This is a genomic window from Frankia sp. CcI49, from assembly GCF_001983215.1.
In the GTDB taxonomy this organism is placed as follows: domain Bacteria; phylum Actinomycetota; class Actinomycetes; order Frankiales; family Frankiaceae; genus Parafrankia; species Parafrankia irregularis.
The window spans coordinates 192,342-206,856 of sequence record NZ_MOWP01000007.1 but is presented as its reverse complement, the minus strand read 5'-3'; the positions used below and the strand labels follow the sequence as shown (position 1 = coordinate 206,856).

At 72.0% G+C, this 14,515-nt stretch carries 11 protein-coding genes; 2 read left to right on the top strand and 9 right to left on the bottom strand.

Going from position 1 to position 14,515, the window contains the following annotated elements:
• The first annotated feature begins 321 nt into the window (after window positions 1-321).
• Window positions 322-831 carry a hypothetical protein gene (locus CcI49_RS07295; protein WP_131831027.1) on the top strand — a complete coding sequence of 170 codons (510 nt, stop codon included), beginning with the start codon at window positions 322-324 and terminating at the stop codon, window positions 829-831.
• A gap of 59 nt (window positions 832-890) precedes the next feature.
• On the opposite strand, the gene CcI49_RS07290 is transcribed toward CcI49_RS07295, so the two are convergent.
• The 6 genes from CcI49_RS07290 to CcI49_RS07260 form a co-directional block, all read right to left on the bottom strand.
• Window positions 891-1,190 carry a hypothetical protein gene (locus CcI49_RS07290; protein ID WP_131831026.1) on the bottom strand — a complete coding sequence of 100 codons (300 nt, stop codon included), beginning with the start codon at window positions 1,188-1,190 and terminating at the stop codon, window positions 891-893.
• A 104-nt stretch (window positions 1,191-1,294) separates the two neighbouring features.
• Entirely contained in the window at window positions 1,295-3,889 is a 2,595-nt protein-coding gene (locus CcI49_RS07285) for an Hsp70 family protein (RefSeq protein WP_076825195.1), read from the bottom strand.
• Complete coding sequence (locus tag CcI49_RS40385) at window positions 3,886-4,632, bottom strand: hypothetical protein (RefSeq protein ID WP_131831025.1); 747 nt, start codon at window positions 4,630-4,632, stop codon at window positions 3,886-3,888. Before CcI49_RS40385 ends, CcI49_RS07285 begins: the two co-directional genes overlap by 4 nt.
• The gene (locus CcI49_RS41970; RefSeq protein ID WP_158230720.1) at window positions 4,629-7,556 is read right to left on the bottom strand and encodes a hypothetical protein; all 2,928 of its coding nucleotides are present in this window, start codon (window positions 7,554-7,556) and stop codon (window positions 4,629-4,631) included. The genes CcI49_RS40385 and CcI49_RS41970 overlap by 4 nt, the downstream gene beginning before the upstream one ends.
• Window positions 7,557-7,989: 433 nt before the next feature.
• Window positions 7,990-8,874, bottom strand: a complete 885-nt coding sequence (locus CcI49_RS42465) for an SgcJ/EcaC family oxidoreductase (protein ID WP_198955466.1) — start codon at window positions 8,872-8,874, stop codon at window positions 7,990-7,992.
• A 129-nt stretch (window positions 8,875-9,003) separates the two neighbouring features.
• Window positions 9,004-9,936: an NAD-dependent epimerase/dehydratase family protein gene (locus CcI49_RS07260; RefSeq protein ID WP_076825305.1), complete on the bottom strand. Its 933-nt coding sequence runs from the start codon at window positions 9,934-9,936 to the stop codon at window positions 9,004-9,006.
• Window positions 9,937-10,051: 115 nt separating this feature from the next.
• Here CcI49_RS07260 and CcI49_RS07255 point away from each other — a divergent pair, with 115 nt between their 5' ends.
• Complete coding sequence (locus tag CcI49_RS07255) at window positions 10,052-11,008, top strand: helix-turn-helix domain-containing protein (protein WP_076825189.1); 957 nt, start codon at window positions 10,052-10,054, stop codon at window positions 11,006-11,008.
• A 38-nt stretch (window positions 11,009-11,046) separates the two neighbouring features.
• Here the strand turns inward: CcI49_RS07255 and CcI49_RS07250 are convergent, their stop codons facing one another.
• From CcI49_RS07250 to CcI49_RS07240, 3 genes are read right to left on the bottom strand one after another with little or no spacing between them, the layout of a single operon-like run.
• Window positions 11,047-11,724: a hypothetical protein gene (locus tag CcI49_RS07250; protein WP_076825187.1), complete on the bottom strand. Its 678-nt coding sequence runs from the start codon at window positions 11,722-11,724 to the stop codon at window positions 11,047-11,049.
• Entirely contained in the window at window positions 11,711-13,312 is a 1,602-nt protein-coding gene (locus CcI49_RS07245) for a VWA domain-containing protein (protein WP_076825185.1), read from the bottom strand. Before CcI49_RS07245 ends, CcI49_RS07250 begins: the two co-directional genes overlap by 14 nt.
• A gap of 5 nt (window positions 13,313-13,317) precedes the next feature.
• Complete coding sequence (locus CcI49_RS07240; RefSeq protein ID WP_076825183.1) at window positions 13,318-14,421, bottom strand: hypothetical protein; 1,104 nt, start codon at window positions 14,419-14,421, stop codon at window positions 13,318-13,320.
• Window positions 14,422-14,515: the final 94 nt, after the last annotated feature.

Sequence of the window (14,515 nt, the reverse complement as noted above, 5' to 3'; positions counted from 1 at the left end):
ACGACGCGGACCGGAATCCGACAGTGCCTGCCCGAGATCCCGTCGCGGGCAACCGTGATCTCGTGCACTGGTCGCCGATATCGTCGACGGCGGCCGGGACCAACGCGAACGCCCGCTGAAGGAGCTCGGCCCCCGGGCCCTCCGGCCGAAGCCGGCGTTGCGTCTGAACACCGCCGCCCGCCGGGCGTGTGGGCGGGAGTCCGCCAAGGTACCGATCCCGGCCGCCCGGGCCCTACAACGATCGGGCCCGTCCCACGAGGCGGCATGAACACGACAACCGTGATGTAATTCCGGCACTGACCATCCTCGGCGGGAGGGGTGTTGAGCAGGATTGTCGAACCGCTGATCGCCTCGCTGGGAACTCTCGTCGGGGTGGCCACCGGCGGGATCATCGCCAGCCGGGCGCAGACCGTCACCTGGCGGCGGGAGGAAGCCGGCCGCGAAAGGGACACCCGCCAGTCGGTCTATGCCAGGTTCATCTCCTCGGCTCGTGAGTGGCGCGCGGTCGTACAAAGCGATCAGGTGGTTGTCCGGGAGGGCGGCAACGTCGCCCGCGGGCGGCACGCGGACGGCGGCCCGGCGCAGGTGGAGACGCTCAAGCTGCAGATCGAGATCAGGCTGGTCGCCCGCCACCGGGAGACCGTCGACCGGGCCGCGGAGGTCGTCGACGCCATCCGCCAGGTCGCGAAGGCGCGGCCCGGGCACGAGCCCGGCCAAATTCCCGACATCCTGATCGCGGCCTGCCGCCAGGCGGAGCGCGATTTCCTCGACTCGGCCCGGGCCGAGCTGGGAATCCCACCCGTCGACGCAGGGCCCGGCGAGCCCAGCTGAATCTGACCGGGCCGGGCCTGGGCACATTGTGCGGGTGGGCGGCCGGAGCCGAACCAGCTTCAGGTGAACGACTGTCGGCGATGCCGGCTGGCCTGGCGTTGGTGGTAGCGGACCTTGCGGAGCAGGCCCAGGGCCTCGGTGTCGTCGGGGGTGATCGCGAGGGCCGCGGCCAGTGCCACGGCCGCCTCGTCCCACCGGCGTTCGCGCGCGGCCCGGACGGCCTCGTTGAACCGGTGGTCCGCGAGGTCCTGCACGGCGACCAGCGCGGACAGGTCGCCGCGGCAGGCGGGGCAGCGGGCCACCAGGCCGGCGAGCCGGCCGCCGCACAGCGGGCAGACCACCGGCGCGCCAGAGGCCACCGGCACACCCGGAACCACCGGCTCACCAGGAACCACCGGCGCACCAGGGGCCACCGGCGCACCAGGGGCCACCGGTGCGGCCGGGAGCACCGGCAGGTCCGCCGTCACGGGGTGCGCCCGCCGCGCAGGTTGAGGAAGATCGTGCCCTCTGGCACCGGCATACCGAGCTTGCGGATCGCGGCCTGCAGCGGGCGCACGGTTTCCTCGTAGATCTGCAGGAGCTGGCTCGCCGCGTCCGGCCGATRCAGGGCCACCGCGAGCGCCCGCTGGCTGGCCTTCGTCAGCTGGTCACGCAACCGGGCGGCCTCGGCGGCCGGGGCCGTGGCCGGCAGGACGTCCAGCAGGTGCCCCACCTTCAGGAACTCCAGCTGCAGCGCGTCCAGGATCTGCTCCACCGTCAGCTCCGGATACCCGGTCAGCCGGTGCAGTGCCCCGATGCGCTGGTCGAGTGCGTCGTTGGCAAAGGCCCAGGCCATCGCCTGGTCCTGCTCGTAGGCCGCCCGGCCCTCGACTTCGAGCTTGGCGACCGCGGCGCGGAACTCCTGGGCCGTCGTCGGGTTGTCGACGCGCGTGATCTGCCTGCCGGCCAGCGCGAGGTCGCGTTCGAAATCGGCGAGCCGCGGCCGCAGATGCGGCTTGTCCGTGCCGAAGGCCGCGGTGGAGACCAGTGTGCCTGCCTCCAGCAGCCGGTGATGGGTCTGGGCCTGGTCCTGGGCCTCGTCGAGCAGCGCCGCGACGTCGTAGAGCAGGTCGTCGATCTCGGTTCCCGCCAGGTTCGCGTCGGCCTGGGCGAGTTCGCTGCGCGTGCTGTTCCATCGGGTGCGGACGTCCTCGAAATCCATCCGCAGCCGCGACCAGTCCGGGACCTCCCGGCGCGGGATGTCGATCAGGGCCGCGACGCGGGACTGGACGGAGGGCACCGACGCCTCGGCCCGGATCGTCCACCCGGCCTGGAACTCGAGGATCACCTCGACGGGCGTCCCGACCGGGAGCTTCGCGGGGAGGTCGTCGACGAGGATCTCCCCGATCGGCACCCGCCCCTCGAACAGCTGTACCCGCAGCGCCGTGCCCTGGCTCGCGGTCTCGAGCCGCAGCGAGGCCCGGTAGGGCAGGGTGGCGCCGCTGAGGGCCACCGGGTGCAGGCCGCCGCTGAGCTGGATCGAGAAGTCGTGCGCCAGCACGTCCCCGGGTGGGGTGTCGTCCAGCGTCATCTGGCCTTCGTCGTAGCGGATCACCAGGCGCTGCGAGCCGATGTCGGCGCCGCCGCCGTCGAGCACCGCGATGGTGAACCCGTTGTCGCCCGGGCGCAGCGGGACGTCCTCGAAGACGAAGTCACCGTCGGGCCCGCTGGTCGTGCGCAACTGGAACGTGGCGTCGTCCGAGAGCAGCAGCACGGTGAGCCCGGCGGGGTCGCCGACCGGCCCGCCAGCGAGGTCGCCTGCGGGGTCGCCGACCGGCCCGCCGGCCCGGATCCGGCCGGTCACATCGGTCGGGGAGAAGCTGGCGTCCGGCGGGTCCAGCTCGAGGATGCCGCCGCGCCGGGGCACGGCGGCGGCTCTGAGCGCCGCGCCGATGGCCACGGCCAGGTCGGGATGCAGCAGCCGGGGTGGACGTCCGAGATGCTCGGCCAGCAGCTCCGCGACTCGCGGGATGCGCGCCGAGCCGCCGACGAGCACGACGTCGTCGAGGGCCGCGAGGGTGCCGCCGGCGCGAGCGACCCGCTCACGGGCACCCGCGAGCGAGCGGTCGCAGCTGACGAGCGTCTGGCGCAGCTTCGCGTCGATCATCGCTTCGAAGGTGCCGCGCTCCAGCCCGAGGTTGAGGTTCATCAGCTCGCCGCGCCGGTCCGTCACGTGCTGGCTGACGATCTCGGCGTACCCGGTGCGGGAGAGCTCCTGCTTGGCCTCCTCCGCGAGCGCCAGCAGGCTGGTGTAGACGGCGAGGCTCGCCGGGTCGTCCGGGTCGGTGGACAGGTCGTACTCGGGCAGCTCGTCGCGCATCCAGCTCACGATCCGGCGGTCGAAGTCGTAGCCGCCGAGGTAGCGGTCGCCGTCGAAGGCGAGGGTCTCGAAGCCCTCCGCGGGGTCCCAGCGCAGCACGGAGGTGTCGAAGGTGCCGCCGCCGAGGTCGTAGACGAGGAACGTGCGGGGCTCGACCAGACTGGAACTGTTCTCCCGGGCGTAGGCCATCGCCGCGGCGACCGGCTCGACGAGCGTCTCGACGACCTCGAGGCCGGCGAGGCGGCCCGCCTCGGTGGTGTCGATCTTCGCCTGGGTCTCGAAGAACGCCGGCACGGTGACCACCGCCCGTTCCACCGGCACACCGAGGACGTCCTCGGCGAGTGCCTTGAGGTGGCGCAGCACGTGCGCGGACGCCTCCACCGGCGTGAGCGTGGCGTACCCGGCCGCGATCGGCGAATCCGTGCCCATGCTGCGCTTGAAGAACATCGCCGGGGGCCGCCTGGAGGTGCGGGCCTTCGCCTTCGCCCGCATGCCGACGAGGACGGTGCCGTCCTCGTCGACCCAGACGACCGAGGGTGTGGTCGGCGAGCGGTCCGGGTTGGTGATCACCAGGACGTCGCCGACCCTGCGCAGGCGCCGCTGCTCGATCAGCGCGTCGAGGTTGGCGACCGCGGTGTCCGCGGGGATCGCGACGGCGCTGTTCGTGGTTCCCAGGTCGATCCCGACGACGACGCTCATGGTTTCGCCTTCCTGTTCCGCAGGGTCGTCTCTGTCTCGGAGGCCGTGCGGGCGCCCGCGGATGTCGCCGGTTCCGCCGCGGGCTCCGTCACCGCCCCCGCCCCCGCCGCCGCTCCAGCCGCCGGTTCCGCCGCCGGTTCGGCCGCGGGCTCCGCCGCCGGTTCAGCCGCCATGCCGAGCTGGACCTGGGCTCGTTGGGCGATCTCGCCACCCGCCAGCAGCACCGCGGGGCGCAGCGCGCGGACGGCCACCAGACCGGCGGGGTCCGCACCTGACGGGGCGTAGGTGACATCGACGAGGCGCCCGCGTTCGAGCTCCGGGTAGCCCACACCGGTGGGGTCGACGACCGTCGTCTCCGCCAGATCGAACGCACGTTCGAAGCGACGGGCGAGGGCGGCGAGCAGATCGAGCTCGGCTGCCAGGCCGCCCGCCCGCAACATCGGTTCCTGAGCGGCGAGGAAGCCGCGCAGTTCGTGCAGCGCGTTGGCGGTCTCGACCGCGAGCACGCGGTGGCGGGCACGGTGGACATCCACAAGGCGCCGAGCCCGCTCGCGTTCCTCCCGGCGGGTGCTGCCCTGAGCCGCGAGGAGCTGGTAGACGACGGTGCGGACCGAGTCCGCCGGTGCGGCGGCCGCCGTCGGCCGCTCACGTTCGTCGATGTCCATCGAACGCGGGACGGCCCGTGCCCAGCGCGGTCGTTGGCGCTGGATGGCCGCGGCGCGCGTGACGCGCCCGCGTCTCACCGCGGCCCGTCCTCGTCCGAGTCCGACAGCCCGTCCGGCCAGAGCTCGTCCCCGGTGGCCATGGTGGCGGTCAGCAGGGTGCGCAGCGCGAGAAGGTGCAGGTCGTCGGCTGTGACAGTGATGTCGTTCGCCCCGTGGGCCCGGCCCGATGGCACGGGCAGCGCTCGGTGGCGCGCTGTCAGGTCGTTCACGATGGCCTCTTCCTGGGCCGGATCATGGGTGAGCAGTTCGGCCCACAGCCTTCCGGCGACGCCGGAGATCTCCTCCCCGGCGCTGTTGATCTCCGCGACGCTCACCACCCGGCCGAACAGCGGGTAGCGCTCGGCGCCACGCTCGATGCGTGCCCGGCGCCGGCGGATCCGCAGCCGGATCTCCGCCCGGTCCGTGACCTCCGGCGGCAGGTCGAGAACCTGGAACGCGGTCGCCCGGTAGGGGTTGCGCAGGTCTGCCCACTCCCAGGGGTTGTCCGCGGACGGGCCGCCAGCCGCCGAAGCCGCTCCGCCAGCCGCCGACGCACCGCCAGTCGCCGACGCACCGCCGGCCGCGGACGCGCGGGCCGCCCGGGCCCGCCGCCTGGCGGTGGCGGCGCCCGGGGAGGCTGGGAACCGCCAGCCGAGATGGCTCAGCAGCGGTTCGACCTGGTCGTAGGGATAACCGCTCCGGGTCAGTTCCGGATCCAGCTCCAGAGCTTTGCGGAGGTGCTCGGTGGCCAGGCTCAACAGATGGTTCCGGGCCGTGTACGCCGACCAGGTCGAGGCGTCCTGCAGCACCGACATCCCGGCCCAGGCCTGCAGCCGGGCCAGTTCGAAGTCCAGCCGTGCGTGTGCCGGGCCACGGGCGTCCCCGTCCGGCGCGGCGACGTCGGCGGACAGTGCCGCGAGCAGCGGGGCAGCCAGTTCCTCCGCCCGTTCGAGTACCGGCGAGATCCGTGCCCAGCCGCCCTTTCGGCGCCCCTCGTTCTCGAACCATCTGCGGCAGGCGGTGAGCAGCGCGCCGCACAGATGGGCGTTGGTCGGGTCGGCCACGAACCACGGCGCGGCCTCGTCGAGGACGAGCGCCGGCGACTCGGCCTCCTCGAGTGCGAGGGCACGGGCGACAACGTCGCGTACCAGCCGCGCCCGGGCCGCATCGACAGCTCCCGACGGCAGCCCGGATCCGATGATCAGCGCGACGTGCCGGCGGGCCGCGTCGGGCTGCGGAGACTGGCCGGTGACCAGCCGCGCGGCCAGGGTCACGTGCGGGCCGAGCAGGTTGTGGGCGAGCACCTCCCGGGCGGTGGCCACCGGGCCCGCCACGGCGCCGGCGCCGTCCGCGCCGGTCGCCGCCGCCAGCCGCTGCCCGAGCGCGTCCCAGAACGGGTCGTCGCCGAGGACCTCGCCCCAGAACCGCAGCGCCGCCTGCCAGTGGTCGAAAGCCGCCGGGTCCCCCGCGGCCTCGAGGTCGTAGGCCCGGGCATGGTGCGCGACGGCCAGGTGGTGTTGGTCGCCTGCGCCAGCGCCCTGCTCCCAGTGGCGCTGTGCCTGTTCCGTCCAGGGCTGGAGCTGCCCGTCGACGGTCAGTGCGAGGTAGGCCGACCGGTTCCTGACCGCGTCGGCGATGCGGCGGGCGAGCAGCCCCGACGGGCCCCCGACGACATAGGGCGACGTGACCGCATCGCTGCCCACCAGGAGCAGCGCGTCGTCCCATCGCCCGGCCCGCAGCGCCTCCGCCGCGTCACCCAGAATCCGGTACGCCTCGCCGCTCAGGACGTCCATGATCGCCGCCCTGGCCGGCTCCAGATGCTCCGGCCGGCCGGCGAGCTGCCTGACCAGCTGGTCGGCCAGCGCAGGATCACCGCGGGTCGCCAGGGTGACCACAAGCGCCGGCCGGACGACGCAGCGCTCAGCCCAGTCGTGGCCGTCCTCGCCCACCACGGCCCGGATCAGGTCGGCCAGCGCCGCATCATCGCCGGTCAGCACCGCGAGGAGCAGCCGCGCGGCGCGGTGCACAACCCGCTCGGCCGAGCCACGCGCCGGTTCCTCCACGGAGGCGCAGCTCCGCAGTGCCTCGATGGCGGCCTCCGGCTCACCGGCACAAAGTCGCGCGACGCCCTGCCAGAACCGCCCCTGCGGCGTGGCCGCGGCCGCCCGGCCAGCCGAGGCGAACCAGCGCAGCAGCGTTCCGGCCGTGCTGGCCGGCTGCCCGAGGAAGCTGTCGAGTTCGCGGTACAGCTCCTGTTCGGCGTCTACCGCGTCGTCCACGCCGTCTATGCCGTCCACGCCGTCTTCTATGCCGTCTACGCACTTCGCCGGGCTCGGGCTGTCGCCGTCGGGCGGTGCCGCGTCCGCCTCCGCCGATCGGGCCAGCCGCCTCGACGACGTCAGGCTGCCTGCCTCGACGCCCCGCCGGTAGCAGGATGTCGCCCGGTCGAGGTCGCCGCCTTTCCTGACCAGGTCCCCCAGCACGGTCCACCGGTCAGCGGTGCGGATGCGAATGCCGAACGGCGGCGGGTCGAGCACGGCGAGCAGCTCCCAGCCGGCACCGGTGACCGCGCCGTCGGCGGTGGCCAGCGCGACGAGGTCGGCGCGCAGCCTGCGAGCGGCAAGGAAGCGGAACAGCCGCGCGGGCGCTCCCCCATCTGGTTTGGCCAGCGCTATGACAAGCCAGACGCGCAGGTCGAACCCCACATGGTTGAAGCGCGCGCTCAGCTTTCGCCAGATGCGCTCGAAGGCCTCGCGGTCCGGTGCGGCCGTCCACCTACGCAGGAGCCCCAGGAGCACTTCGGCATCGCCGGACGCCGCGATCCTGGCCGAGGAAGGCAGGCCCGACCGGGCCGATGCGGTGAGCCCCGCCGCCAGGTCGACGGCGACCATTCTCAGCCAGTCACCCGCGAGCTTTCCGTCGGCGGGCGGCCCACCGCCAGATTTCTGGTTTTCTCCGTGCACCCCGCGCCACCCCCAGGTATTTCTGGCACGTGTCAGTAGCTGGACCGCCGATGCAGCGCCGGGACAGATGAATGGTTCCGAGGTTGAAATGACGGCCCTGCGGCGATCTCGAGGAGTTGATACGTCAAGAAACGGACTTCCGCTGTCGGCCAGCCGACACCGAGGAGGAGGGTGAATTCGACGTGCAGCTCACGGGTGCGAGAAGAACCATCGTCGGCCCTCGAGGAAAGGCCGAACAGGCGGCTGGTCCCCCGATGCCATCTCTGTGGCTGCCACGAGGCGTCGCTCATCGACATCGCCGGCCGGCAACCTGCGGACACGGGCCCGAACAGACACTGCTCCGCTGAACTGCGCCCCTCTCGCGGGTTCCGCTCGACCCGTGAGAGGGGCGATGAACCGGGGCTCGCGTTTGCTACGCGCCTACCGGAAACGGTCAGGTCACCGCGGCGGGCTGCACCAGGGTGTTCTGGCGGCGGATGATCCACCACCGCCCGTCTCGTCGCTCAAGGACATACAGCGCGTTCATCTCCGGTGGCTCTCCGGCGTCGGCCGCGGAAGGCGTCGCCCAGGCGTTCTTGTGAGCCACCGCGATGTCCGCGGAGAGCAGGGTGACGTCGGTGAGTCTGTAGTGCGCGGTCGCCGCGTGGAGCGCGCCGCCGCGGGCGAGGCCCGCACGGGTTGCCGAATCGATCTCGTCACGCCCTCGCAGGACGGTGCCGAGGGCGTTCGCGACGAGCGCGTCGGACGCGATATGGCGCATCATCAGCTCGGGGTCGTTGACGTTGAAGCCATGCTCGATATCAGCCAGGATGCTCCGGACAGCGGCCTGGCCCTGATCGGCATGCGTGGATTCCACCTCGTCGGGAGACCGGGCACCCTCGGCATCGGTGGTACTGGCGGGCGCTGTGGTGTTCTGGCCGACGGCGATAAACCATTGGCCGTCGCGGCGACGCCAGACATAGCTCGGGCGTCCCACCTGCGGTGGCGACAGCGGCCGACCGTCGGCCGTGAGGTATTCCTGATTGACACCGGTAAGCACGACATCTGGCGTGATGAAACTGAGGTGCTCGACGTCGTAACGCACCGACAGGTCACCCGCGAAAGCACCGGGGAGAACCTGGCGGGTGAAGGCGGAAATGGCGTCGTACCCGATCAGGCGGACGCCGCCACCGGTCACCCAGACCGCGTTCTCGTCGAAGAGAGCGAGCGTGGCCTCGACGTCCTCGGCTCGCTGTGCGCGTTCGAGCTCGGCGACACGTGCCACGAGTTCCTGTACATCGGAGGTGGGCGACTTGGGCGGGGCGATGGTAGGTGTCATGACCTGAAGTCGACGACATCAAGTTCACTTGAGGTCAAGGGGTGACCGTGGCGGGCGTGCCGCGAGGGACGCGGTGTGCCTGAGGCTCTCGTGGCCGTCAACCACGACATGCCTCCGGCAGAGGCTCAGTCAGGTACCGGTGCCGTAGGCGGTGACGGTTTCGGCCAGGACGGTCTCGAGGGGGGTCGGGGCGAGGCCGAACGTCCGCTCGGTGAGCGCGGAGTCGAGCAGATCGGGCCGATCCAGGGAGTACATCATCTCGATCACCTCCCGCATGATCGGATCCGCGGCTCCGATCGCGGCAAGCTGATCGGTGGAGATCGCCGTCAGCGCAGGTGCAGGTCCCCCGGCGGCGGTCGTGAGCCGCGTGGTCAGCTCCCGTACGGACAGGGCCGCGGTGGAGGGCACGTGCCAGGCCCGTCCCCACGGGCGGTCGTCACCGGCCAGGGCCACCGCGGCCAGGGTTCGTGCGACGTCCCCGACGTAGGACCAGGTTTTCGGGGTGTCCAGGTCGCCGGGGAAGGCTGCCGGCTCGCCGCGCAGGACAAGGGGCGCCACCATGAAGTTGTACAGCGAACCGGCCCCCGCGCCGAGGAACGCACTGGCCCGGACCTCGGTCACGCGGACTCGACCCGCCCGATGCGCTTCGAGCGCCTCGGTCCACATCCGGGCCCGTACCCGGCCTTTGACCGATACCGGCGCCATCGGCAGGTCTTCGGTGAAGCGACCGCTGACGATGCCGTAGCCGTAGGTGTTGCCCATCATCACGTAACCGGCGCCGGTGCGTTCGGCCACGTCCAGCAGCGCCGTCGCCAGCGGTGGGAACTCCTCCGGCCACCGGTCGTACGGTGGCACGGCGGTGTTGATCAGTGTCGTCGAACCCTCGGCGAGACGGCTCATCGTGTCGGCATCGGTCGCGTCGGCGGCTATCCGCTCGATCAGCGGGTGCTCGGGGCCGCCCCCGCGCCGGCTGACCAGTCGGACGCGTTCGCCCCGCCGGGCCAGCAGTTCGGCGGTGGGGGCTCCGGTGCCACCGGCACCGGTGATCACATGCAGCGGCATCATTTTCGTCTTCCACTCGGCGGGCCCGCGCGGGTTCGCGGGTGCCGTCCCACCTTGCTGCCCGCCGGAAACGTACGGTAGTGGCCTGAATGCCACGTAGCCCAAGGATCAGGCCATGCTTCGGATCGTCGTCGTCGCCGTCCCGCCGGTCACCACTCTTGATCTCTCCATCCCGACGGCGGTGTTCCCGGCCGCGACCGTCGACGGTCAGCCGGGCTATGAGGTCGTGATCTGCACGGCCGAGCCCGGGATCGTGCCGGCGTACACCGGGCCCAGTGTCGTGGTGGAGCACGGCCTCGACGTGATCGACAGCGCCGACACCGTAATCGTCACGGGCACCGGAGCCCGCGCGCACGCCGGCGAGCGGGTCCTGGACGCGCTGCGGCGGGCTGCGGGCGGCGGCCGTCGCCTCGCCTCGATCTGCACGGGTGCCTTCGTGCTGGCCCAGGCCGGGCTGCTCGACGGTCGCCCGGCCACCACGTACTGGCAGTACTCCGACGAGATGCGCCGCCGCTTCCCAGCCGTGGACCTGCGGCCGGACGTCCTGTACGTCGACGACGGGGCGATCCTGACGTCCGCCGGTCTGGCCGCCGGCCTCGACCTGTGCATTCACCTGATCCGGCGGGACTACGGGGCGGCGGTCGCCAACGCCGTCGCCCGAGCCGCGGTCGTCGCGCCGATCCGTCCCGGCGGCCAGGCCCAGTTCATCGAAACGCCGCTGCCGCCGGAGAACGGCACCTCGCTGGCCGAGACCCGCGCCTGGGCATCGGAACGCCTCGCCGAGCCGCTCACCCTCAGCCGCCTCGCCGCCCACGCCCACACCAGTACCCGTACGCTCACCCGCCGGTTCCGGGAGGAGACCGGTCTGAGTCCGTTGCAGTGGTTGCTGCACCAGCGGATCGACCGGGCTCGTGAACTCCTCGAGGCGACGGATCTGCCGATCGCCGCCGTCGCCCGGCAAAGCGGCCTGGGAACCCCCGAGTCGCTGCGCCTGCACCTCCTGCGCCGCAACGGGCTCACCCCCAGCGCCTACCGCAGCACGTTCACCCGTATCGGACCGGCCCCGAGCTGACCTGACCCGACCTGACCTGACCTGACCCGCTCCGCCGGTCAGCGGTCGCCGAGGTTCAGGTCGCCCGAGGTCGGGCCGAAGCGTTCGGCCAGGAACCGGCTCTGGACGGCCAGCCGTTGGGACGCGTCCCGGGCGGCCGACGTCGTGACGTCCTCGGCGGCGGTGGCCAGCAGCGTGAGCTGCTCGAGCAGCAGCTCCCTGGCGGTGAGCCGGCCGTCGACCAGATGGCTGTCGGCGAACGCCCGGGGCAGCTCCAGGTAGGCCTCGACCGAGGTCGGCAGGTAGTCGACCACCATCCGCTCGACCACGAAGGTGTCCGGGGACCCGGTCTGCAGCAGCGCCGGGCGGTCGAGCAGGTCCCGCAGGTCCTGGGTGACCTTCCGGTAGGCCGTCTCGACATCCGGCGGCAGCTGGCCGAGAAAGCGCCGGTCGTGGGCGGTCAGGTCGGCCCGGAGCGTCTGCGGGTCGCGCGGCGGTGGCAGAGCGTCCGTCTGGCGCCTGGGTGGGGGTGCGACCAGCGCTCCGATCGCGTACAGGGCGCCCACCACGAACGGCCACTCGGGGACGCCGACGACGCCACCGAAGAACAGGCCGAGCCCGCCCGCCGCGGCGACGCAGCCGGCGAGGTTCTTGGCCGAGCCGGCGTAGTCCAGGGCCCGTTCGGCGAACGAGCGGCTGGGCCCGGCGGCGCGGCCGCGTCGCCTACTGGTAGCCACGGATCTCATTGAACACGTCCGGCAGCGACGTCGAACCGGCGTCGAAGACCGTTCCCCCGGTCACGTCGGCGATCTGCCGCAGTGCGTCCGGGTCGGCGTCGCCGAACAGCACGGTGAACGTCGGCACCGCCCGGGCGGCCGGCGACAGCGAACGGTAGTGCTCCAGGAAGTCGTCGGCGGAGGCGCCGGCCGTGTTCTCGCCGTCGGTCAGCAGGACCACAGAGGTGTAGTACGACCCGTCTCGGGCCAGGTCGGCGGCGGCCCGGTCGTAGGCGGCGCGCAGGGCCGAGTAGATCGCGGTGTCGCCGCCGGCGTTGAACCCGTCGACTGCCCGGCGGAGCTCCTTCAGCTCCGGCGAGTCCGGCGAGGGATCGGTGACGGCGAAGTCCCTGATCTGATTGACGCCGCTGTCGAACGGCACGAGGGTGATCTTCTCCCGGGCCCGGAAGCTGGTGAATCGCGCGGCCAGCGAGGAGTCCGCGCCGGTCAGCCCGATCAGGGCCGACCGCAGGTCGGAGATGCGGTCGCCCTCCATCGAGCCGGACAGGTCCAGCACGAAGATCGCGTGGGTGGGGGCGCGGAAGTGGTTGAGGTAGGCCAGGATCAGCTCGTCGGCGACGGCCGCCGTGCCCGGGAAGGGCAGCTCGACGTGGGTGTCCCCGGCGGTGAACCGGGTGTCCAGCGGCACCGTGGGGGTCGCCGGCCGGCGGCTGGTCTGCTCCTGCAGCCGCTGCTGCGTGGCCGGGCTGCGCAGCCAGTCGACGACCCGCTGGTAGGCGTCCCGCTTTGCCGGGTCGAGCAGCAGCAGCGGGTAGTCGGCGGTGATGATCCCGTCCTTCGGGAAGATCAGCTCCAGCGGTTCCCGCAGCCGGTTCGAGGCGTTCAGGGAGAGCAGCACCGACTCGTAGTTGATCATCGCGTCCAGGCTGTCCTGCCTGTCCACGTACGCGTCGTTCAGATAGCCGGAGCTGCCCGCGGTCAGCTTCTGCCCGGAGAAGAAGTCGGTCAGCTCCGCCGGCCTGATGTCGGCCGAGGTCAGGGCATCGGCCGTGCCGGCCAGGGCCGCCGCCACCCCGACCAGGGCCGAGAACCCGGAGTTGGACGACGCCGGGTTGGTCATGCCGTAGCGCAGGTTCCCGGCCCGGGCCGCGGCCGCGACGTCCTTCCAGGTCACGTTCGGGTTGCCGGACCAGCCGAGCTTGCGGGCCACCGACTGGCGGACACCGAGGACCACCGGCGAGCGCATGATCGAGGTGCTGGTGACGGCCGCGTCCGCGCCGCCCGGCAGCAGCCGCAGGTAGCGGTCCGAGGAGAACCAGGCCAGATCCGTACCGGCCTGGCGCCGGGCGATCCGGTCGGCTCCGTCCAGCGTCCCGGTGTAGGTGACGTCCAGCTTGACGCCGGTGTCGTGACGCAGGTCGGCGAGCAGCGGCTCGATGTCCTTCAGCTCGGACCCGGCCAGGACGGTCAGCGTGGTCTTCGGGCCGGCCCCGTCGGCCAGCGGCGGCTCCCCGCCGGAGCAGGCGGGCAGCGTGGCGGCGGCCGTCAGGGCCAGCACGAGGGCCCCCAGCCGGGCACGGATGCTCATCGGCCTCAGCTCCCCGCCGGCCCGGCGATGTCGGTGATCATTTTCTCCATGAGCTCATAGGTAGGCGGGTCGACGACGTCCACCAGTTCCGGCGGCTCCGGGATCCCGTTCTCCCGGGCGAAGTCGCTGACGTAGGACCGGTCGTCGGTACGGAAGCCGTGGTGGGCGGCCAGTTTCAGCAGGGTGGCGTTCCCGGTCAGGAGCTCCCCGAGGGCCTGGCCGCCGGCGCTGAGCCCGACCAGGGTGTGCTTCGAGTAGGCCGTCGGCGACGGGTACATCAGCACCATGTCGGGTGTCGTCGTCTTCGCCGCCTGTGCCGCCAGGAACTGCGCCTCGTAGATCATCACCATTGGCCGGGCGCCCATGCCGCCGCGCAGGTAGTCCTCGAACGGCCCCTCGCTGGAGCTTTCGGTGTAACCCTGCTTGGTGAAGGCAGGGGCCAACTGCCCGGCGATCGTCTCGGCGGTGGTCGGATCGGCGACGATGTCGTTCTTGTTCGCCACGTACGACAGGAGCGCGAGGTACATAGCGGCGGAGTTCGAGGTGCGCAGATCGGTGGAGGAGATGAGCACCGACTTGTCGGTCGAGAACACCGTGTTCCGGTCCAGCTGCGACCATCGGCGGTTCTGCTCCACCAGGTCCAGATACTTGGCCATGTCGAGCTGGTAATAGCGATCGCTGATTTTCTTCGCAAGGCCGTTGTCGACCAGCAGATCGGCGAGCTTCTGGAAGGTACCGATCGCCATCGGGCTGAAGAACGGCACGTAGCTGCGGCCGCGGGTGTCCTGGGCGATCCGGTCGCCCTGCGGTGCCCCGGACGGGAAGGCGAAGTCGTAGGCCTTCGGGTCCTTCTTCACCTCGGCCACGATGTCGCGGGAGCCCGCGTAGTCGACCTCGACGCGGTAGCCGGCGTCGGCGAGCGCCGCCGCGACAGCCGGGTCGTCGAATAAGGGCTGCTTCTCGGATCCGGCGATCCCCCGGAGCACGGTCAGATCGCTGCTGCCGTCCCCCGCGCCCGACCCCCGGCGGGAGACGACGACCGCAGCCACCACTCCCACCAACAGCACCGCCGCGAGCACCAGGCCCACGGCCCGGCGCGCCCCGTTCATGTCGTCTCCCCCAGCCGTGCCACGCACGCTCGCACGGGATTCCAGCCTCGCGCTCCCGTGCCACCACAAGGACGAATCCGATGATGCCGGGAGA

Excerpts from the sequence above, each read along its gene's own strand:
- CcI49_RS07240 (WP_076825183.1), bottom strand. The coding sequence starts at position 14,421 with ATGAACGGGGCGCGCCGGGCCGTGGGCCTGGTGCTCGCGGCGGTGCTG.
- CcI49_RS07245 (WP_076825185.1), bottom strand. The coding sequence starts at position 13,312 with ATGAGCATCCGTGCCCGGCTGGGGGCCCTCGTGCTGGCCCTGACGGCC.
- CcI49_RS42465 (WP_198955466.1), bottom strand. The coding sequence starts at position 8,874 with ATGACACCTACCATCGCCCCGCCCAAGTCGCCCACCTCCGATGTACAG.
- CcI49_RS07260 (WP_076825305.1), bottom strand. The coding sequence starts at position 9,936 with ATGCCGCTGCATGTGATCACCGGTGCCGGTGGCACCGGAGCCCCCACC.
- CcI49_RS07255 (WP_076825189.1), top strand. The coding sequence starts at position 10,052 with ATGCTTCGGATCGTCGTCGTCGCCGTCCCGCCGGTCACCACTCTTGAT.